The sequence below is a fragment of the Paenibacillus sp. FSL F4-0236 genome (genome assembly GCF_038000135.1).
Taxonomy (GTDB): domain Bacteria; phylum Bacillota; class Bacilli; order Paenibacillales; family Paenibacillaceae; genus Paenibacillus_AQ.
On sequence record NZ_JBBOBK010000001.1, the window covers coordinates 4,282,012 to 4,303,811 of the forward strand.

The window sequence follows — 21,800 nt, forward strand, 5'->3', positions numbered from 1 at the left end:
ATATCTATGCTGCCGTTATACAAAAAATATTGGCGCACGTTCTTCGACATTGGATTAATTGTCCTCACGGTCTATCTGGTTATGTTCGCCTTCAGTAAATTGTATCAGTTAGCTGCACCTGTATTCCTATCTTTTTTTGTATTTTTGCTTATTGAACCGCTTGCCCGTTTCTTGAACCGACGGGGGCTTGCTAAACCATTCGCTTCAGCGATCTCAGTGCTTCTGTTCTTAATCGTTCTTCTGGGTACGTTATTTGGCGCTGGGCTATTGGTCACCATCCAAGCGCTTCACTTTCAAGATAATCTTCCTAAGTATACATATGTGGTGCAACAACATTTCGTGGAATCCACAACCTATCTTCAGCAAAAAATCGAAAGCTTGCCGCCGGATATTACCGATAAAGTAAATGGCTACTTTAAAGATGCCACGAATGTTCTTACTGGATGGCTTGTTTCTTTTCTAAAATATATGGTCGGTGTGCTCGGATCCTTCTCCTCCTTCATGGCAAATTTTGGGATCGCCATTATTTTAGCATTTTTCCTTAGTATGGAGATTAAAGATTGGCGCAAGATTGCCCATGACAAAATGCCAAAAACATTTAAAACTGCTTACGCTTTTTTGCAGGGCAACGTCTTTAAAGCCATCGGCTCTTATTTAAAAGCCCAGCTTATTCTGATCAGCATTACCTTTGTTATCGTACTGGTTGGCTTATTCATACTAAGGACCGGTAACGAAATCACTATGGCGCTTATCTGTGCTGTATTTGATGTCTTGCCGCTCCTTGGTGTAACGACGATTTTAGTCCCTTGGATCATCTATCTGTTCATTGTTGGCAATACCTCATTAGCAATCGGTTTAATCGTACTCCTGGCGATTGTATTGATTGTAAGACAGCTGCTTGAACCGAAGATTACCGGGAATTCGATTGGCGTATCGTCTGCTTTTCTGATGCTGTCCTTCGTCATTCTGTCCACATCCGCTTTCGGTATGGCCGGTCTGATCCTGTCGCCGATTCTGCTTATTCTGATCAAAGAACTAATTCAACAAGGATATCTTCAGAGCTGGATCTATTTGCCTCAAGAAGAGTTTATCGTTTCGCCCTTTGCTGCAAATGGCCCTTCATCTAAGAGCAAGGCCACTGCTACTCCTCCGGAGCCTCAAGCTTCTGTAGAAGACGATAATAAATCAAATATCTGACCGAACAGCTTAATGGCGAGATGCGGACTATCCGGAGCGACATTCTCTACTGCAACTGATACAGCATATTTTGGGTGATCCACCGGACCGTAGCCGATAAACCATTGATTGTTGCGTGCTACGCCCTTAACCAGCGTCTGTGCCGTCCCAGATTTACCTGCAACAGGCCAGTGTGTGCTTTGTAGACGGGTTCCCGTTCCTTCCGTTACAACTTTGCGCATCATGGACAGTAACTGGCGGGCTGTAGACTCAGAAATCCTCCCTGCTGAGGAAGGGGACAGATGTCCCGGCAGCTCCTCCAGCTTCTGCCCGTTCGCAAATGTGATTCGCTGCAGAATCCTTGGTGCCCTTACTTCACCTCCATGCAGTAGCGTTACAATAAGATTAGCTGCTTGTAAGGGTGTGACTTGTACATCTCGCTGTCCAATTGCAGTCTGTACCCTGGCTCCCTTGTCATCCGGCAGTAAGGTAGTAAAGATGGTACCCTTTTGCTCTCCGGAAAGTGGTTTTAGAAGTGGAAACCCAAGCGTCTTCTCGGCTTGCCAGCTGATATCTCTACCGAGTCCTAGCGCCAGTGCAGTTGATTGAAGCTGGATACCGCTTAAGCGCTCTGCCAGAGCAGCAAATACAGTATTACAGGACACGGCGAATCCTTGCGCCAGCGTAAGGGGTCCGTGTCCTTTTCCTGTCAGACAAGACAATCCATATTTCTCAAATTGCCCGGAACAATAAAAAAGCTCATCAGCGGAGGTTACACCCGCTTCTAAGGCCGCGGCGGCTGTAACGATTTTGAAGATCGATCCAGGAACGGCAGCCTGGAGTGCCCGATTGTTCCACTCCCCGCCTTGCGGAGATATCTTCTCTGGATTATAGAAGGGTAAAGATACCATGGCTTCAATATCTCCCGTCCCGGTATCTAACACCACTATGGCTCCTTCCTTCATTCCGGATTTGAGCGCAAGCTCCTCAATTCCCTCCTGAAGCTTCTTATCAATCGTTGTATATAAAGACAGAGGGAAATAAGGATTGCCCGGAGCTTTAACTTGAATGGGACTGCCTGGAAGGCGATTCCCACGCGCATCCACTTGAACATATGCTTCCGTGTGTCCTACCCCTTGAAGCAAAGGCTCTAATGTCTTCTCTAAACCGTCCGTTCCCGTCATAGGAACTCTAAGACCCGTAGGAGAAGCTTTAGCTCCAGCATGCATAGTAGCTTCCGATAAATAGCCTAGCCATTGCCGACCTGAAGAGATCCCATCATATCTGCGTGCGAAAGGGAGCACGCCTACTCCGTCGATCCCCAGTGCACTCACTTCTTCTGCCTGTGCCTGAGACAACGCGAGTGGTCCTTTTCCCACTGAAGATGGCCATAGCAAAGGTTCTTTAAGTGACGACCGCTTATTCAGCAGTTGTTCATAGCTGACACCCAGAATCTCCGCCAGTCGGTGCATGGGTTTAGCTTCTTCGTAAACAACCTTCGTCACAGATTTCTTAGCCATCTCCTCTTGTGGAAAAAAAGCCGCCGTCCAAATGGTTTCCCCCGCAAGAGGCTCATTCTTGCGGTCATACAGACGTCCCCGACCGCTGTCCAGTACAGTCTCCCGTTCACTTTGAATTTCCGCCATCTTCGCAAGTGTATATTTTGTTCCAGGAACCGTCTGTTCCTTCATAATTAGCTGAACCCATGCCAGCCTAAGGATCAACACGGCTACAGCCGCAGATAAAATAAGAAGACCGCTGAATACACGCCGATGTTTGTTATTACGCAATGTCTTCCCTCCTGAGCAGACTCCACACCTATTATGTCCTACCTACATCCATTAGAATCGCCATAAAATGTTCATTGCAACATCACAATCAATAATTTATTTTCCAAACACAAACACTTACCATCCTTATAAGGACGGTAAGTGTTTGTGGGAGAAATATTCGGATTAAGTATGTGTGAAACGTTTCTCGAGAAATATAAGGATTGTTTATGGATTAGACTGTAGTTCCTTTGCTTTCTTAAAAGCTTCAGCTTCTAAAGAAGCGGGCAGCCTACTATCAGATACTAGCTCCTTGTTCTTTGCGCTGTTTCGGAATGCCTCCATGGCCTGTCGGCTATAGCTGTCATAATTCGAAATCGAAACGTCCTGCCTAGCTGGAATCGAACCTTTAAGCGGATTAAAGGCATTCTGACCTTCGGCAGATCCCAGTACCCTTAACCAATCACGAACTGACTCTCGATCCTCAGCACCGCGTGACAATCCAAAAGCATCCAATTGGAATCTAAATATCCCTTCTGTACCTGGTGAAGCGTTCCAGCCAAACTGCACACCGTCCTTCAGCTTCAGATCATGTGTGAAAAAACCATTCACCCAATCGCCCATAATGTTCATTGCCGCTTTTCCCTCAGCAACGAGCTTAGCCGCATCCTGCCAGTTTCGTTCAGCATGATCAGCATTCACATAGGTCAACATCTTGGCGAACCGCTCCATCCCTTCTTTTACATGAGGATCGTCAGTATTGATTTCTCCTTTACTTAGCTTTTTATAATCCTCGGCCCCCAGTGTTCCGAGCATGACATTCGTGTAAAGAGCGCTAACCATCCACGGTTCCTTGTTTCCAAAAGCCAGCGGTGTGATGCCTTTTCTTTGTAATTGATCAGCCACCTTAAAAAACTCATCGAATGTCGATGGAACCTGAAGGTTGTTATCAGCGAAGATGGATTTATTGTACCAGAGCACATTTTGACGGTGAATGTTAAGTGGGACATAATAAATGTCATCCCCAAGACTAAGCATATCGATGATCTCTGGAGGAAATACTGTATACCAGCCTTCTTCTTTGTACAGATCATTTAACGGCTCTACCCGCCCTTCAGCTGCCCAGAGCATATTCCTTCCCTGAAAGGTATCCGGCGGTTCCCCCTCCTTCATTCGCCGTTCAAGTACTTCCTTGGCATTTCCCCCTGCACCGCCTTCAACGGCAGCATTAAAGACATAAATGCCGGGATACTTTTCTTTGAATACCTTGATCAAAGCTTTTAACCCTGCTTCTTCCCCGGCCCCTGTCCACCAGCTAAAGATTTCCAACTGCGGATGATCCGACTCCGCCTCGCTTCTCGTTATTGCCTCCTGAATGTTGTTAACCGGTTCACTAGATCGCATGGCCTCCTCATCAGGAAAAAATGCAGACAAATCTTTTTCTCTTAAGTTCATACATGAGGATAAAAGCAAGCTGACAATGAGCGTGTTGGATACCAGACTAATCAGCGACCTTTTCATTGAGATTCTTCCTTCCTATAGTTCCCGCTGTATTCGTTTATTTTCTGCTTACAGTCTGCCAATGGATTGCCGAAATTCCGTCGGTGACATTCCTGTTGTCTTTTTGAATACTCTGCTGAAATAGTTAGGATCACGGTATCCAATTCTTATACTGATCTCTTTCAGCACTTGCGCAGGATCGGCTAGAAGCTCCTTGGCTTTATTGATTCGCAGGCCAGTTAAATAATCAATAAAGGTTATGCCGCAGCGATCACTAAATATTTTGCTAAAATAGTTTGGGTTCAGCCCTACATGTTCAGCCGTCTCCTCAAGCGATAGCTCCCGCCTGTAATGGTCGGAAATAAACGTCTGAGCCCGACGAATCGCGCTAGCCGAATTGTTATCGTACCAATGCTTCAACATTCGGGCCTGAAGAAAAAGTCTTGAATGGGCTTGCTCTACCAGCAGCTCTACCTGTTCCACCTCTCCGAAGCTAAGCTGCGGTAAAGGCTCAAGCCCGCTCTCCCTAAGCGTCTCATCAGCCAAAGTAAATAATCGGTGTAGTCCGCTCTTTATATCCTGGATCTCGTCACTACAGAAGAGACGAAGTTCCGCTACCCAAAACTCGAAATCTTCCTCCATCTCTCGGAACTGTCCACTACCTAAAGAACGAAGCAATCTTCGTTCCGCCTCTCTCATACCAGAATTTGAGAGCCATTCCTCTTGTGTTTGTGAGCTTTCCCCCTCATTAAGAGCACTGGCTGATAACAGCGCTTCGTGATAAGAGCCTATCAACTGATCAGTAGAAGCTGCTAAACCTCCGATTCCAACAGACAGCTGCAATGAACGGAAACGCCGGGAAGCAAATTTAGCCAGATTGGACGCAAAATCCTTAGCATTATGAATATGCTGTATTGGCAAACGGGATTTCGCATCCGGAAACATGAAGACCGGGATACGAGCTCCTGTCATCGGACCTACAAGAGAGAAGCAACTAATCTTACACTGATGCCTAAGCCAAGAATATATCTCCCTTCGTTCCTGAACACTCCATGCCTTCTCCTTCGTTGACATCACAAATACGATAGCGAATCCTGAAGATTCTGGTACACCAAGGGTATGGCTCCAATCTCTAACCTGCACTTCCTGTATTCGATCCATCAAAATAGCACTAACCCATTCGGACTCTACTAGTGATAATGTCTCTTTAAATTTGGACTCCAGCTCATTAGTTCTTTGTTTATCCTCTTTTTCTCGTGCAATCTCATGAGACATCGTGCGGATGACCTCCACGATCTGATCCTTCCGATATGGCTTGAGCAAATACTCCCTCACACCATAACGCATGACTTTACGTGCATATTCAAACGTATCGAACGCAGACATCATAATAAAACGAATCGCTGGAAACCTATTATGGATCAAGGACACAGCTTCCGTTCCATCAATTCCCGGCATTTTGATATCCATAGTGATGACATCAGGCCGTAGTTGTTCGGCGAGCTCTACAGCTACCCTACCATTTTCGGCTTCACCAACTACTCGAATCTCTGGTAGAAACCGCTCGATGATCATCCGTAGAGCACTACGTTCAATACGTTCATCATCCACAATCAGGAGCTTAAGCATGCAGGATCTCCTCCTTGCTATTATTCACACGCGTTAGCCTCAGTTTGATGGTCGTTCCCTTTCCCTGCTCGGACATAATCTCGATTACATCGTTCCTTTGATAGAAAAGCTGCAGCCGTCGTTGTACATTTCGAATTGCAATTCCATTGGAGTTCGAATCAGCGCTCCCCACAGGCTCCCTTTCTTTCTCTGAATCTATGGGCGTATGTTCGGAAAAAGTAATATCTCCGCTCAAGCGAGCAATCGTTTCTGGGTCTATTCCAACGCCATTATCCTGTACCTCTACGATGACATCATTACCACTCTCGTAAATGGCCAGATGCAGTTTCCCACCCTGTTCATAGGATTCCACACCATGGGTGAAAGCGTTCTCAATAAAGGGCTGCAAAGTCAGTGGTGGTAACAAGCAATCCAAGGCTCGCTCCTCAATGTCATCCGTAAACGCAACTCTATTATCAAAACGCATCCTTTGAATAAACAAATACTCTTTAACAATATTCACCTCATCACGCAGTTGAACAATATAATTCATCTTCTTCAGATTGTAACGCAGCAAGGTCGAAACGGAATCCACCAACTCGCTTGTTCTTTCTGCGCTCTCGACATAAGCCATTTTAGAAACCATGTTCAGTGTATTAAATAGGAAATGTGGATTGATTTGATTTTGCAGACTTTTCAGCTCCATTTTCTTAACCAATTGATCGAGTTCCGATTTCTGTTTGATTTCAACCACGAGATCGCGAATGTTAGAGCGCATATTATTAAAGGTTGTTGCGAGAAAGCGCATTTCATCACGCGTATTCACCGTAACCTCCCCCTCGAAATTCCCGCGAGATATCCGATTCGCCGCAGCCGTCAATTGCTGTATGGGCTTCGTAATTCCATTGGAGAACCAATATGCAAAAATCATACACAAAATGGCTACCGAACTAAAAACAAAAACACCTAAATATCTAAAGTTCTCATTCTTTCGACTAATCAGCTCAAACACATTCCGGTAATCCGTCAGTTCGCTATTAATAATCGTCAATGTGGTCTCTTGAATATATCGGGTAATCTCACCCGATTGTTTTAAGTGTGCGTAGTAAGCATCCTGGTTGCCTAGATCAAAAGCTATAAGGCTTTGCCGGCTCTCTGTCATGTAGCTGTCTATCATATTGCTATAGTTATCAACGAGCAGTTGGTTATGATCATTTTGTAGAATATCTACTAGTAAATCCTGTTTGTTATTAAGCTTCATAATGGCAGTTTCATACTGCTTCAGGGTCTCATCGCCGCTTCGATTCCGGAGCACATACCGGTTCATAGCATCATTAACATCAGTGGCATCCTGGTATAGCTCATTAAGCAGAAAAAATCGGTGCAGAACTTGATCGTATGTCCTTGCCATATTGATATTATCTATGTAAAGAAAGACGAAGACACTACTAAGTAGTACTATAAAAGCACTAAAAAAGATCATCAGTTTGCTTTTAATACGAATCATGGCCCGAAGTCCCCCTTTCCGCGGGAAATTTCCTCTTTGCGGACCACATTGGCATCCGTATTAAAGATGGTAACAATCTTTTTCCCTGCTAGATAATCCACCATCAGTTCTACACTTTTTCGTCCCATCATGTACGGTTGCTGCACTATAGAGGCATCTATGATGCCCTCTTCAATGAATTCAAGCGTTTCCGGTAAGTCATCAAAAGCAATGATCCGCGCCTGCTGAATTTTACCTTTCAGCATTTGGGCAATCCCCAATCCATCCAAAGAACTTGTACCCAAAAAAGTGTCTATCTCTGGATGCTGATTCATGATTTTAAAAGCTATGACTTCTGACTGAATCCGATTAATGTTTGATTCTTCAATTTGTACGACATGGATACCAGACTCTCCATCAATTGCATCCATAAAACCTTTAACCCGCTGCTGTTGATTCGTAGAGGTAAAGCTCCCGGTCACAATCCCAACTTGACCTACACCCTTCGATTGCTGAACAAGTGTCGTTCCAGCTAAATATCCAGCCGCGTAGTTATCAGTGCCAACATAGGCAATCCGCCCGCTAGATGGTGCATCCGAATCAATAGTAATGACTGGGATACCTTGTTTAACAGCTTCAGCAATGATGGGATTAAATTCCTTATCGTTAAGCCCTTGTGTCAATATTCCGTCTACCTTCGATGCAATAGCTTTATCTATGATTCGAATTTGCTCTCTCTTATCTGCTTGGACGGGTCCGAGATATTCCAGCGCAATCCCTTCCTCTGCTGCTGCTCTCTGAGCACCTTTCTCAATTTCACGCCAATAGGGATTATCCAATTCTTCCGAAATTAAGACCAGATGTAGTAGTGGCTTTTGCGCGGGCTTTCGTTCGGCTAGTAAATGATCGTAATACAACACTTTTCCAGTAAACACGCCAGTAAAACATAGGGAAATGGACAGTAAGAGCAGCATGAAAATATAAAAAGGTCGGCGAAGTATATTTATGGTGTTCTTCCCCCTCTAGCATTGTTTATGCCAATAAGAATGCGCTTACATTAAAATAATAATAGATACTATAGTAAATATAGTCAATTCCCGATTCCAAAAAAAGCTGCCCCAAGCTACTTATAGCTTGAGGCAGCTTTGTCATTCCTGCTTGCGAAGGGAAAAGACTATGGTGCAACAGTTAAAGCCTCTTGCGCGTAATCGGCAATGACCGGATGAACCAAAAGATTTAGCGGTTTGACTGGAATCAGTACACTGTTGGTGGTCTTCACTGTCATTGGCGATTCCAACTGGAAGTACTTATTCAGCTTCTCTCCTGCGGAAGAGGAACCGATTCGAACCGCATAAGTACCTGGATCAGCTACCCAAGCATGGCTGCTCTCATCGAAGGAAGCCAGATCCAGACTATTTAGTGTGAACGTTAGGGTCTGATGCTCTCCTGCATTCAATAACGCTGTCTTTTGGAAAGCCTTCAATTCCTGAACCGGTTTATTGGCTCCCGGAGCGCTTAGATATAGCTGAACTACCTCTTTACCTGCAACTGTACCGTTGTTATATACATCCACGGTTACAGTCACACTTCCTGCTGCAGAATCAAAAGCATCTGAACTGATCTTAAGATCGCGGTAGCCAAAGGTTGTATAGGAGAGGCCATATCCGAATGGATAGGCAACCGCACTGCTTTTGCCAAACGTATTATAGTAACGGTAACCCACATAAATATCTTCCTCGTACTTCACTTCCGTACTATTTCCTGGAAAGTTATTAGCGGAAGGAACTACACCATAACTTGTAGGAAAAGTCATTGGCAGCTTGCCCGATGGGTTCACAGCTCCGGATAATACATCGGCAATCGCATGGCCTGCTTCCTGTCCTGGCTGCCAAGCCAAGAGAATAGCATCCACTTTATCTTTCCAGGAGATCATTTCAATCGGACCGCCGATATTCAGAATCACGGAGACCTTCTTACCTTGCTCATGGTAAGCAGTTGATACCTTATCAATCATATCCAGCTCTGTCGCTGTCAACAAAAAGTCACCCTCAGCATTTTTCCGGTCTGCACCTTCACCAGATATTCTGCTGATTACAATAATGCCCGTCTCGGAAGAAGCTTCTGCTGAATTAATCTCATCCGCTGATAATACCTTTTCCGGAAGTGGTGGATAGGCCAAGCCGCCAAAGCTGCTCACTGGACCGTATTCCGGCTTCTTTCTTAGCTCTGTAATATATTCTTGATAGCTGACATTTAAAGGTTCATATACGCTGTAGCCTGCGTCACTAAACCCTTCCACAATGGATACAGTATGCTCGACATTGACATCGCCGCTGCCAGTTCCGCCTTTGACGGTTTCAATCTGAGCATTTCCGAAGAGGGCAATATTCGTACCTGCTGCGATAGGCAACGCCTCAGCTTTATTCTCCAGCAGCACCATACCTTCTGTTGCGGCTTGACGAGAGGTCACTGCATTTGCAGCAAGATCAGGCTTGTTGCTATGTCCGATCCCCTTAAAGGATGGAGATTTCACTACGACTTTCAAAATTCTTTTTACGTTAACATCCAGTTGTTCTACGCTCAGATCGCCATCGTTCACAGCTTTAGTAATCGCTGAAATGGCTGCCGCATTTCCTGGCATGATGAGGTCGTTGCCTGCAATCATATTTTGTGCCCGGTTCGAGCCCCCGCCCCAGTCCGTCATTACAAAACCTTGGAACCCCCACTCATCGCGGAGAATTGTGCTCAGTAGATCTTGATTTTCGGAGGCAAACGTTCCATTGATTTTGTTATAAGAGCTCATAACAGACCATGGCTGCGAATCTTCCACTGCGATTTCGAACCCTTTCAAGTAGATTTCGCGCAGTGCTCTCTCTGAAACGACTGTGTCGATAGACATCCGGTTCGTTTCCTGATTATTCGCGGCAAAATGCTTAATTGTCGTTCCGACCCCATTCGCCTGAACCCCATTCGTAATCGCAGCGGTCATTTTTCCTGAGATGAGCGGATCTTCGGAATAATACTCAAAGTTTCTGCCCCCCAATGGATTGCGGTGAATGTTCAGCGCAGGAGCCAGATATAAATCCACACCATACTCCAGTAGCTCATTCCCCATCGCATTACCTACTTGGTTAGCCATGGCTTCATTCCAAGTCGCTGCAATGGAAGTGGCGATAGGGAACCCTGTAGCAAATGTTGTATCTTCACCCTGTTTAGTGTTGATGCGGACTCCCGCTGGTCCATCTGCCATGATTAACTTGGGAATCCCAAGACGTGGCAACTCATAAGAACCACCAGCAGCTCCGGCTACCTTCGTGCCTGAACCAGCACCGACAACCAGCGAAGCTTTTTCCTTAAGCGTCATTTCACCAATAACGGCATCAATGGATGCTTCGTCTGTCAGTACAACCAGACTTGCGTCGATAGTGTATTTTAATTCAGCTATAGGACTTGATGGGATACCAGCTTTAACTGCCAAGGCTTTAATTGTAGCCGTCTCTTTATCGGCACCTACAATCGTAATTGGTCCTTGATATACGGTACTGTTTTCAGTTGGTGTACTGCCGTCAAGTGTGTAATAAATTGTAGCGCCGGATGTTGAGGTGAGCGTAACCTTAGGGCCACTCTTATATACACCAGGCTCTGGAAAAGCAGTAGGCAATGCCGCTCCAATTACATAATTGAATTCAGCAACTTTACTTGTCTTGCCGTCTTTAACCGTTAATGCCTTTACTATTGAGGAGGCCGTAATACTGATTCCAGACCGTGAATTATACTGCTTGGTCGTATTCATTACTGATGCTGCAGGTGTAGATCCATCGGTAGTATAGAAGATGGTTGCGCCACTCGGAGCGGTCAACATTACCGTCTGAGCTCCATAATAAGTTCCTGACGGGATAGAAGCTGTTGGAGCAGCAACAAGTCCTTCTTCAGGGTCAGTTCCGGGATCAACAGCTTTTTTGTATTTCGCTGTCCGGGCATCTTTAATTACACCGCTCCAGTTCATCCCGAAGGCAAAGTCATAAGCATTCCCTTCGGAATCTACATAGACTTTCATATCATGGGATACATCCTCATACTGCTCTTCTACCGTCTTCATGTCTTTAGGCATTTGCATAGGGAGAAGGGCCGATGGTTCATATGCACCTACCAGAATATCGAAGATCGCTTGATTCTGAATGCCAAAGTTCGCAATAATCGCATCTGCACGATCTTCAAACTCAGCAACAATCGTCGGATTAGACATCGTTAGGGAAACGACTACCGGTTTATCTCCCATTACTTTTTTGGTATTAAGCACCAGATCAAGATCAGACTCATTGGATGCCGTAGTCTTCTTTCCCTTGTAAGAACGGTTCAATACATCTCGTGCATCACCAGCCAAACTCGTCTCACGTGCATACTCCGCTGTATATGGACGATACTGCAGGCTGATCGGGATATACCCATTACCTCCGGCATCTACATCAGCTTTGCTGTAGCCTGCGCCAGTTTGCGGATTCTTGATAAAGACAATCGCGCTGTCCGCTTGAGCCGGATCATCCGTCACATTAAAGTATTTCTTTAACTGGTCAATGTTGACAGGGTACGAATACGTTTTGGTAGCTGCATCATAAGTTTTTGGAACATAAACTTTCTCATCTTTTTTAAGTGGAAGTACATGGTTATCTTTGTTTTTCAGCATAATGACTGACTTTAACTGGGCCATATAGCCCTCTGTCATAAACTCCTTGTTACCCACAGTAGCTTTTGTTTCCTCTACATCAAGATATGGATTCTCAAATAGCCCTGCATTAAAAATATTAGTAAGTAGTCGTACTGCTGACTCTTCAAATCGTGTACGTATCACCTTCTCGCCTTGTTTCTCAATTCCTATTTGATACGCTGCAATGATAGGTTTGGAATCGTTATTTCCACCGAATTGGTCGACACCGGCCATGATGATTCGATAATGACGTTCCGCAACTGTGTAATTTTCTTCTACACCCCATGGGCGGTTACCAAATAACTCAACAGGTCCTTCATCGCCTGTGATTCCCCAGTCTGTTGTGATTACACCGTCGTAATGATACGTATTCCGTAAAAGATCGGTGATTACATAAGGACTATACGAGTTCCCTACATTCTCTCCATTCGCCTTATCCTGATTAAATGAGATTGTATAATACGGCATAACTGCAGCGGCTTTTCCAGTCGGTCCTTCCAGGTCAAATGCTCCTTTTGTAAAAGGAATCAGATGCTCATCGAAGTTATTTCCCGGATAAACAGCATACTTTCCATACCCATAGTGTGCATCTCGGCCACTCTCGCCGGAACCCCCACCTGGCCAATGTTTGACCATAGCATTCACACTCTCATTGCCCCATCCATCGCTGCTGCCCGGTGTAGTCTGAAAACCATCCACATAGGCTCTTGCCATATCAGCAGACAGTTTAGAGTCCTCACCAAATGTTCCGCTGAAACGAGTCCAGCGCGGTTCCGAAGACATATCCACCTGAGGGGATAAAGCTGTTGCGATGCCAAGCGCCCTGTACTCTTTAGAAGCAATTTCGCCGAACTGCTTCGTCAGATTGGCATCGAAGGAAGCAGCAAGACCTAGTGCCTGCGGCCACATCGAGATCGCTCCACCTGATCCTTCGTTATACTCTGCGTTAGCTACAGTGCTATGACGAGGGTCCGAGCTGTTATTAGCTGGAATACCAAGCCCAATCTTCTCCACTAAGGCTTGGGCATTGTTGTTCCAACGGGCAGCCACCTCAGGGCTCTCAACCGTAGTAATCAATACATGCCGCAAGTTATCTTCTGTCAAGAATACTTTCTGTTGGTCTGTTAGATCGGATGCCAATGCATCGCTTTCCGCCAGCGGTTTTCCACCATAAGTTCCCCCACGGAATCCCGAAGCTGAGGCTGCTGGTATGGATTGATGACCACTGTACAGCATAAGTCCGGCAATTTGCTCCACAGACATTTGCGAAGCAAGATCCGTAGCTCTTACTTCTGTGCTAAGACGCCAATCCTCATATTTGTCGAGTTTTCCGTTTTTATTCAAATCTTTAAATGCTAACCCATCTACGGTTAACAGAGCTACCCCTGATTGTGTTGAGTATCCTAAGGTCTCTCCACCAGGATTGGTCACTGTACCAATCGTACCAACAACGCTTTGGCTCCATTTCGTGCTACTGCCTCCATTATTTGAGCCTGACCCGGAACCTCCGCCGCCGGTAGCAGGACTGCTGGTTGGCTTAGCGGCAGTATCTTTACCATCATTAGTAATTGTTCCTTGGCCAACCTCTTTACCATCAATGATCACACCTGAAGTTTGTACCACGATACTGGTCACATTTTTCCCACCAGTTATGGTTGTTCCCTCTGCTCCTGGCCGGATAATGATCGTTCCCACCTTCGCCCCATCATTGATTACAATAACGGTAGGAACTAAAATTTCCATAGATTGGATTGCAGTGGACCCTTCGGCTACAACTCGAACCTTTCCGCCTTGCTTATTAATGGTTACACCCGACAAAGTGCTACTCTTCAAGTGAATACTGTCTATTCCTCCGCCGCTTACAAACGTGGTTCCAGATACGGTTACTTGATCAAGTGTAGCCTCTCCGTTACCGATACCTGCGGTTAAATATAAATCTCCACTTACTTTGCTACCAGATAGGATTGCTCCTGAAGCAGTAATTAGCGCAGAGCCCGCGATCGCCGTGGCATCATAAGTACCTGCAGCATTGTAATATCCTTTTGCCATACCATCAATAATCTTAACGACCTCAGCACGTGTTATGGACCCCGTTGGTTTGAATGTACCATCCGTATACCCGTTGATAGCCCCTTTTTGAGTAAGGATGCCAACTGCTGAGGCAGCATAAGCACTTATAGAAGCAGCGTCCGAGAAGGATAGGGAAGCCGTCCCTGCCTGATTCAATTCGAACACACGAGCCAGCATGGTTGCAGCGTCCTGTCTCGTTAAGTAGTTATCTGGTTTCGCAAGATTACCTGCAAAACCTTCAAAGTAACCTGCTTGACGTGCGATCAGCACATCAGCTGCATACCATTTCCCGTTCGGCACATCGTTAAAGCTATTGCTTGTTTGCTGTGAAAAACCGAATAATCGGTTGAGCACTGCCACAAATTCCGCTCTAGTTACTTTTCCGTTTGGTAGGAAGGTTCCATCCGTATATCCATTTATAATTCCGCTTGACGCCCATTTTCCTATTGGTGATTGCGCCCAATGCCCGTTTACGTCATTAAAACTCGCAACCGTTTGAACATTTGTAATTTCAGCGGCAAACGCCCCTGGATTCACAGATGAGAATAACAACGCAGCGACTGCTAAGCTACTGGCCAGCTTTCTAGCTATGGGCATTTTCTTAACTTTTAAGCTTGAACTGTTTTTATATTTTGTCAACATGCCATCCTCCTCAGTAAAATATGTAAACGCTAACAATACCGTTTAACAAAAAGATCTCTTCAGTTCACCCCCTATTTGATAGACATATTATAGCTTGAGGTTTGGGATGGCTTATCTAGACTATCTTCAGATGCATCTGGATTATTTTATACTCGCTACATGCCGCTCAAAACAAAGAACCGCTTCTCCAAAAGGAATAAGCGGTTCTTTAATTTAGTATTCTGTTACGGCTACCCTACACGCTGAACTTCGATAATTTCTCCTTTAACTGCAAGGATGCATCCTCCAGCTTCAAAGAAAGCTCTACCAAATGATCACTTACACTTTGTTGCTCTCCACTAAGTGAGGCAACTTCTTGAGATGCAGCTGATGATTCCTCAGCTATTGAGCTTACGTTGCTCATCGAATCGGATAGAACCTTTTGCGATTGACTCAGGCTGTCCATCGACACAGTTACAGCATTCAGACGGGCGATAAAATGCTGCATCTGATCCTGCACAGATACGAAGATATCGCTAGTGCTCTGCACGGAAGTCATTTGCTGATTAAAGAGCGGTGCAACTTCTGATAAAACCACAACCGTCTCGTTCATATCTCTCATAACGGTATCTGTTATTTCAGCCACAACAGCAATAGACTCTTTCGATTGATCTGCAAGCTGGCGTATTTCATCGGCTACCACCATGAATCCTCGCCCGGCCTCACCTGCTCTTGCTGCTTCAATGGTGGCATTCAGTGACAAGATATTCGTCTGCTGAGTAATATTTTGCATCACATTAAGAACCTTCATAACGGAAGATGCCGTTTCTGTCAGCTCATTAACCTTCATCACAAGCTGATTCGTCTTCAGGCCCGTCCTATTCGTCTCATTAAGTAATTCTTTCAACCTGTTGAAGCCTTCCTCACTGATTTCGCCAATGCTATGTGCGGTTTGATCCATCTCGTGAGTAGCTGAATTAACTAAATCCATCTGTACCGAAATTTGCCCCGTCAACTCATTGCCACGATCAGCTTCCAAGGCTAGACTGCCAGCACCACCCGCAATTTCTTCCGTGGCCGCGGCAATATCCATAGCTGCATCAGCTGTCTTGCGCGAAACACCGCTAAGCTCATCGGCGGTTTCCAGTACCTTCCGAGCAGTTTCATTAGTATGGATAACCAGCTCTGTTATTCGTTCCATCATCATGTTAAAAGAACTGGATAACTGACCGATCTCATCACGTGAGGTGATATTCGTACGCACCCCTAGATTCCCTTCGGCTCCCTCTGACATCAAATTCTTAAGTCTGGTCAGCGGTCGAGACACCATTCTGAACATCCAATACCCTATTAAAATGGCGATAACAGCTGCTACAGCAACAATAATATAAGTAGTCTTGAGAATACGCAGTGCGTCTTTCGTCAAGTTCTCAGCCGGTACAACACCAAGTAACCTCCATCCCGAGGTTTCTAGTGTTCCGTATACAGCTAATATAGATTTCCCCTTCTCATCCTTTGTTGGCAATGAGCCTGCTGTATTCTGCAGACCACCCAGAAGCGTCCCTCCCAGATTCAGATATGTATCCGTCCCCACTTGCTGGGAGGAGGCTATCAATTCATCCTTATTCGTTAGCAATTGCATGTAGGAGCTTGTTCCAAGATCCACTTTACGAAGCTGATTTTCTAATTCGCTAATTCTAATATCGTTAATGACTATGTATCCCGAGCTTTTAGAATCACCGGCAATCGATTTGGCCAAATGGAAAACACCTGATGCATTTCCTTCCTGGCCCTGTAATTCACGTGGAATCCATATACTCTGTGGCTTCTCTTCTAGCTGCTTAAACCATGAGGATTCTCTGAAACTCTCAATAAAAGCGCTATCTTTGGTACCCGCCGAAGAAATCGGAAAACCTTCATTCATCGGAATAAGGTATACGGCCTCCACACCGTTTGATGCCGTGAGCCAATCATTTAGCTGCGCACTAATCTGGTTAGATAGTACCTTACGTTCCTCATTACTTGTAGTGGGATTATTCCCTTGTTTGAGTGCACTTTGAATTTCATTGTCGTACAAGATTCTTCCTAGACCATCCTCATAACGTAACAATTCCACATCAAACTTCTCAGCGGTTTGAACGACTGTCTGTTGATTGGCTGACAGCGCATTCGTCTCGATCGTATGCTCAGCTACGGAATAGGAAGTGTAGCCGAGAGAGAGCACGAGCACCATCGTCGAAACAAAGAAGATGAGAAAAAGCCGCACCCCAATGGATTTGGATGGATGCAGCTGGAATCGTCTTTTTTCTTTTTTCACTTGTACTTTCATCTAATCATTCACCACCGTTGTCGTCTGTTATGCCTACTGGCTTATCGTTTACAAGGTCATGAACATTTGTAACACCCGATCGGAAAGATATGGCAAATACTCATGACCGTACTCATAATAAACCATAAGCTCTTTGGGCGCTAGTACTTTGTTGTACGCGGCAAACTGCGTTGAAGGTGGACAAATCACATCGGATAACCCTGTAACCCATAACATTTTGGCTTGAATTCGCTCCGCGAGATTCTGAATATCGATGTAACCCAGTCTATTAAAAATCTCGTCCTCACGTAAATGATGAGGATCAAAAAAGCGGAAATAATAGTTAATTTCCTCATAAGCTGACGTAGTGATATCAAGCTCCCAAGCCCGTCTATAATCTGAAAGAAACGGATATACAGGAACGGCCATGCTCACACGCGGCTCTAATGCTGCACAAGCTACAGTAAGCGCTCCGCCTTGAGATAAACCAAAAGCACCTACTCGTGCTGGATCAACTTCCTCCATAGACATCAATATTCGAGCAGTCTGCGCTGTATCCAGAAACACATTACGATAGTAAAGGTTGTGCGGATTAGGATCGTCAATGCCGCGAATAATATGTCCACGAATGGTTGTGCCTTTTACTGTAAGATTATCCTCGGAAAGTCCGCCTTGTCCCCGGCAATCCATCGCAAGGACACTAATCCCATGGGCCGCATAAGTCACCTTCTCCATCCAATCCCCGCTGTCACAGGAATATCCATGAAACATCACGACACCAGAACCTTTTTCTGAACCCCTTTTCTTGGGTCTTACATATTTACAATGGATTCTTGCTCCACCAACGCCGGTAAAATACAGATGAAAACATTCCGCCAGCTCGCTGACGAACTCCGCAGGCTCTAGCTCATAATCTAGTGACTGGGCATCCAGATCATGCAAAGCCCGCTCCCAAAATGCGTCAAAGTCGACTGGTTTTGGGCTGCTTCCGTTATATTTTTTTAATTGTGACAATGTCATGTCGTTTCCCATATTTAGGTCCTCCTTAAGGCTTTTCCACTTAAAAAACAATGGAAACGGAAAACCCGCTTATGTGAGTTTTCCGTTAGTTTCTACTAATAACAAGAGCTCGCTAGTTGCACTTTGTGCAACTATTACAGCTAAGTATGTTGTGTTGTTCATTTAATTGCACTCTATACAACTAAAATTGCTAACAATGGCGATTCCGAGCCATCTCGCCTGAAATAAGTGTACAATGTGCATCTATTTACACTAAAAACCACCAAACAGGTTAGTTTAAGTGCAATTTGTGCAATAGAATCTCTCCATATGAGTGTCCGTCTTTCTTCTATTGCACTTTGTGCAATCAGTTCGAGCGAAAATGAGCATAAAAGTGATTTTTGCGGAAATCCATTGCAGAGAGTGCAATAGATTCTATTTTTCAGACGAAATCGAGAGTTTCTATTGCAGAGAATGCAATGAAAAGCTCAAGCCACATAACACATAACACAAAGCGCGCAACGTGCAGAACCCAGCACACAAAATACAGCACACTACACGCCGCACACTTTTTTCGAACGCTGCTCAGCCACCAAATATCTACCCAACTTCACTCTACCTAAAACTTGTTCCTCAAAGGTTGTTCACCCTATTAAATTTTCCCTAAGCCCGCATCGTCGCCAACCTCTTCATGGGTGTCGATGACATAGTTGACGATTTCATCAACGGTTGTATATGCAACGCCTACATAAGTATCAGCAGCGCCATAATAGATGGCGATACGGCCCGTCTCTGCATCATGCAGAGTGGCACATGGGAACAAAACGTTATTCACAAAACCTCTTTCCTCATACCATTCTTCAGGAGTTAGCACAAAATTTTTCGAGCGATATTTTACTTTCGAAGGCTCGTTTATATCCAAAATAACTGCACCCATGCTATATACAAGACCGTTGCAGGTACCAGTAACGCCATGGTAGAACATCAACCAGCCTTCTGTAGTTTCAATCGGTGCAGGTCCGCCGCCAATCTTGACACTTTGCCACCAGCCTTGGCCACCTTTACTCATGACATGGCGGTGTTTACCCCAATATACAAAGTCAGGGCTTTCACTAAGGAATACATCACCGAATGGTGTATGTCCGCTGTCACTTGGACGGGACAACATCACGAAGTTATTGTTGATTTTTCTAGGGAACAATACACCGTTCCGGTTGAAGGGCAGGAATGGATTTTCCAAGCTGGTAAATGTTTTGAAATCTTGCGTTTTAGCAACACCGATAGCTGCGCCGTAAAAATCTGTACACCAGATAATATAAAATGTATCTTCGACCTTAACCAGACGTGGATCGTAAGCATAACGCGGCTGATAAGAGTTACCTTCTTCATCTATAAATCGGATCGGCTCATCATCGATTTCCCAATCTAGACCGTCAACACTATGTCCCATGCGCAAATGCGGACGCGTTGTGTTATCTTCTACACGAAATACTCCGATAAAACTACCTTCAAACGCAGTAACCGCACTATTAAAAATACGGGCTACTCCTTTTGCAGGATTTCTTTTGATAACCGGGTTATCATTATGTCTCCAAATCGGGTTCTCGTAGCCAGCAGGCTTATCCTGCCAAGGCATGTTCGGGATGTTCACTGCACTCGCTCCTACCAATTTCACTTCATTCATTAGTATTCCCTCCAAATGTATGCAACTTTTCAGTATGCTACTTTATCTAGTGCTGCTATGAAATCTACTACTAAGCTTACTTAACGGAACCTTGCGAAAATCCATTGTAGATATACTTTTGTAACGCGGTAAACACAACCAATGTCGGAATAATCGCGATCATAATCGCCGCACATATTACTTCCCACTGCGATCCGTATGGACCTTTAAACTTAAAGAGTGCTGTGGAGATCGTTTGGAGATCTGTTTTCGGCATATATAGGAAAGGAGTGTAAAAATCGTTATAAATATTTACGCCCTTCACAATAATTACTGTTACAATTGCCGGTTTCAGTAGTGGCAAAATAATTCTCCAATAAATCGTCCAATACGAAGCCCCGTCCAGCATCGCGGATTCATCCAGTGACTCGGAAATCGAATCCAGGAACTGCATGAAAATATATACAGCGATAATATCGGTACCGAGGTACATCACGATGGGTGCCCATCTGGTATTAAACAGGCCCAAGTGATTGATGATTTGGAAGGTTGCCACTTGCGTTGTAACACCCGGAATCAGGGTAGCAATCAGAAACATACTGATGAGAACTTTACTGCCTTTAAATTTAAACCGGGATAAAATATAAGCCATCATTGAGCCCGTCAGCGTTGCACCCAGGATAGAGATCACAACGATAATGACAGTGTTTTTAAATCCTAGAAGCATTTTGCCATCAACAAAAGCCTTAGTGTAGTTGGAGAAATTCAGCCAATTCTCTGGCAGCGTTAACGGTCCGGTTGAAGCGTATTCCGGCCCTGTTTTTAATGAGGCAAAAAATACAACTACGATAGGTATCAATGCTGCAAGTGCTCCCAAAATCAAGGTGAGATATTTGAATATACTAGCAGTGGTATATTTTACAGAATGCATAGTTTATTTCTCCTCCTTGATCAGAACGCGCTGCAAAATAGTAACTACAATAACGATACCCAGCAAAACTACGGCCATCGCTGAAGCCAATCCAACTTTGCTATATTTGAACGCTACATCGACTGTCTGAATAACAAATGTGCTACTTCCGTTAGATCCGCCTGTCATGACGTATGGAATTTCAAACACACCAATAGCGCCACTGACCGCAAGAATCAGGTTCAATTGCAGAATACGTTTAATACTTGGCAAAATAATATGCATAAACTGATGCCATCTGTTTGCACCATCAATCTCAGCAGCTTCATAAATATCCGAACCGATCGAGGAAATAGCCCCAAGGAAGATCAGGAAGTTCATCCCCATGTATCTCCACAGTGACGCACCTGCGAGCGAGAAGTTAATCAAGTTCGGATTGAGCAGCCACTTCTGCTGTAAACCGCTGAGTCCGAGCAGGTTAAGAATCGTATCTAGCGTGCCATCTGGTTTGAAAAAGAACAGAAAGATAAAGCCGATCGCTACACCGTTTAGCAAGGTTGGGAAGAACAAAATCCCTTTGAATAAATTTTTCATGCGAACACTAAAGCTCAGTATGGTTGCAAAATACAAAGCAAGTGCCATCTGAATAAAGGTAGTGAAGAAATAATACAAGCTGACCTTAAATACGGAAAAATACTCCGGTTTCGTAAAAATGGTTTTGTAGTTTTCTAACCCAACGTACTCCATATTTTTACTTAGGCCATTCCAGCTGGTGAAGCTGTACCGAAACATACTGATTACTGGATAATAAGCAAATGTGAGTAGTAATACGATCGGCACTAATGAGAACAAGCATATGATGGCAATCCGTTGATTTTTGTAACTCAAATTCGAAAACTTGAACACCCGATACACCTCCAGAAAAGCATCCTCATTTATTTATGACTCGTTTAAATGTGAAGGGGGAAATGCCCGTTCGCATATC

12 protein-coding genes and 2 pseudogenes are annotated in these 21,800 nt (G+C 44.7%); 1 reads left to right on the plus strand and 13 read right to left on the minus strand.

Annotated elements, in window-relative coordinates:
- Positions 1-6: 6 nt before the first annotated feature.
- Complete coding sequence (locus NSQ29_RS19285; protein WP_341125852.1) at positions 7-1,197, plus strand: AI-2E family transporter; 1,191 nt, start codon at positions 7-9, stop codon at positions 1,195-1,197.
- Here the strand turns inward: NSQ29_RS19285 and NSQ29_RS19290 are convergent.
- The 13 genes and pseudogenes from NSQ29_RS19290 to NSQ29_RS19350 form a co-directional block, all read right to left on the minus strand.
- Complete coding sequence (locus NSQ29_RS19290; protein WP_339269751.1) at positions 1,158-2,966, minus strand: peptidoglycan D,D-transpeptidase FtsI family protein; 1,809 nt, start codon at positions 2,964-2,966, stop codon at positions 1,158-1,160. The two genes, NSQ29_RS19285 and NSQ29_RS19290, sit on opposite strands and share 40 nt — an antisense overlap.
- Before the next feature lie 207 nt (positions 2,967-3,173).
- Positions 3,174-4,466 carry an ABC transporter substrate-binding protein gene (locus NSQ29_RS19295; protein ID WP_341125853.1) on the minus strand — a complete coding sequence of 431 codons (1,293 nt, stop codon included), beginning with the start codon at positions 4,464-4,466 and terminating at the stop codon, positions 3,174-3,176.
- Positions 4,467-4,514: 48 nt separating this feature from the next.
- Positions 4,515-6,074: a response regulator gene (locus tag NSQ29_RS19300; protein WP_341125854.1), complete on the minus strand. Its 1,560-nt coding sequence runs from the start codon at positions 6,072-6,074 to the stop codon at positions 4,515-4,517.
- Positions 6,067-7,560 (minus strand): sensor histidine kinase, encoded by a 1,494-nt coding sequence (locus NSQ29_RS19305; RefSeq protein WP_341125855.1) that lies wholly within the window; start codon positions 7,558-7,560, stop codon positions 6,067-6,069. The genes NSQ29_RS19300 and NSQ29_RS19305 overlap by 8 nt, the downstream gene beginning before the upstream one ends.
- Positions 7,557-8,474: a sugar-binding protein gene (locus NSQ29_RS19310; RefSeq protein ID WP_341125856.1), complete on the minus strand. Its 918-nt coding sequence runs from the start codon at positions 8,472-8,474 to the stop codon at positions 7,557-7,559. The genes NSQ29_RS19305 and NSQ29_RS19310 overlap by 4 nt, the downstream gene beginning before the upstream one ends.
- Before the next feature lie 239 nt (positions 8,475-8,713).
- A complete protein-coding gene (locus tag NSQ29_RS19315) occupies positions 8,714-11,437 on the minus strand; it encodes a glycoside hydrolase family 3 C-terminal domain-containing protein (RefSeq protein WP_341126789.1) in 2,724 nt (907 codons plus the stop codon).
- A gap of 54 nt (positions 11,438-11,491) precedes the next feature.
- Positions 11,492-13,684, minus strand: a pseudogene (locus tag NSQ29_RS19320) (glycoside hydrolase family 3 N-terminal domain-containing protein); the annotation flags it as partial.
- Positions 13,685-14,323: 639 nt separating this feature from the next.
- Positions 14,324-14,956: pseudogene (locus tag NSQ29_RS19325) on the minus strand (S-layer homology domain-containing protein); the annotation flags it as partial.
- Positions 14,957-15,191: 235 nt separating this feature from the next.
- Positions 15,192-17,264 carry a methyl-accepting chemotaxis protein gene (locus NSQ29_RS19330; protein ID WP_341125857.1) on the minus strand — a complete coding sequence of 691 codons (2,073 nt, stop codon included), beginning with the start codon at positions 17,262-17,264 and terminating at the stop codon, positions 15,192-15,194.
- Positions 17,265-17,312: 48 nt separating this feature from the next.
- Complete coding sequence (locus tag NSQ29_RS19335) at positions 17,313-18,275, minus strand: acetylxylan esterase (protein WP_042186114.1); 963 nt, start codon at positions 18,273-18,275, stop codon at positions 17,313-17,315.
- A 619-nt stretch (positions 18,276-18,894) separates the two neighbouring features.
- The gene (locus tag NSQ29_RS19340; RefSeq protein WP_341125858.1) at positions 18,895-19,926 is read right to left on the minus strand and encodes a glycoside hydrolase family 130 protein; all 1,032 of its coding nucleotides are present in this window, start codon (positions 19,924-19,926) and stop codon (positions 18,895-18,897) included.
- 76 nt (positions 19,927-20,002) lie between these two features.
- Positions 20,003-20,836 carry a carbohydrate ABC transporter permease gene (locus tag NSQ29_RS19345; RefSeq protein ID WP_042186110.1) on the minus strand — a complete coding sequence of 278 codons (834 nt, stop codon included), beginning with the start codon at positions 20,834-20,836 and terminating at the stop codon, positions 20,003-20,005.
- Positions 20,837-20,839: 3 nt separating this feature from the next.
- Positions 20,840-21,721, minus strand: coding sequence for a carbohydrate ABC transporter permease (locus NSQ29_RS19350; RefSeq protein ID WP_042186108.1), 882 nt, complete (start codon positions 21,719-21,721; stop codon positions 20,840-20,842).
- Positions 21,722-21,800 lie beyond the last annotated feature (79 nt).

What these genes read in the sequence shown, in the direction of transcription:
- NSQ29_RS19345 (WP_042186110.1), bottom strand. Translation starts at nt 20,836, where the DNA reads ATGCATTCTGTAAAATATACCACTGCTAGTATATTCAAATATCTCACC.
- NSQ29_RS19285 (WP_341125852.1), top strand. Translation starts at nt 7, where the DNA reads ATGCTGCCGTTATACAAAAAATATTGGCGCACGTTCTTCGACATTGGA.
- NSQ29_RS19300 (WP_341125854.1), bottom strand. Translation starts at nt 6,074, where the DNA reads ATGCTTAAGCTCCTGATTGTGGATGATGAACGTATTGAACGTAGTGCT.
- NSQ29_RS19305 (WP_341125855.1), bottom strand. Translation starts at nt 7,560, where the DNA reads ATGATTCGTATTAAAAGCAAACTGATGATCTTTTTTAGTGCTTTTATA.
- NSQ29_RS19295 (WP_341125853.1), bottom strand. Translation starts at nt 4,466, where the DNA reads ATGAAAAGGTCGCTGATTAGTCTGGTATCCAACACGCTCATTGTCAGC.
- NSQ29_RS19340 (WP_341125858.1), bottom strand. Translation starts at nt 19,926, where the DNA reads ATGAATGAAGTGAAATTGGTAGGAGCGAGTGCAGTGAACATCCCGAAC.
- NSQ29_RS19330 (WP_341125857.1), bottom strand. Translation starts at nt 17,264, where the DNA reads ATGAAAGTACAAGTGAAAAAAGAAAAAAGACGATTCCAGCTGCATCCA.
- NSQ29_RS19335 (WP_042186114.1), bottom strand. Translation starts at nt 18,275, where the DNA reads ATGGGAAACGACATGACATTGTCACAATTAAAAAAATATAACGGAAGC.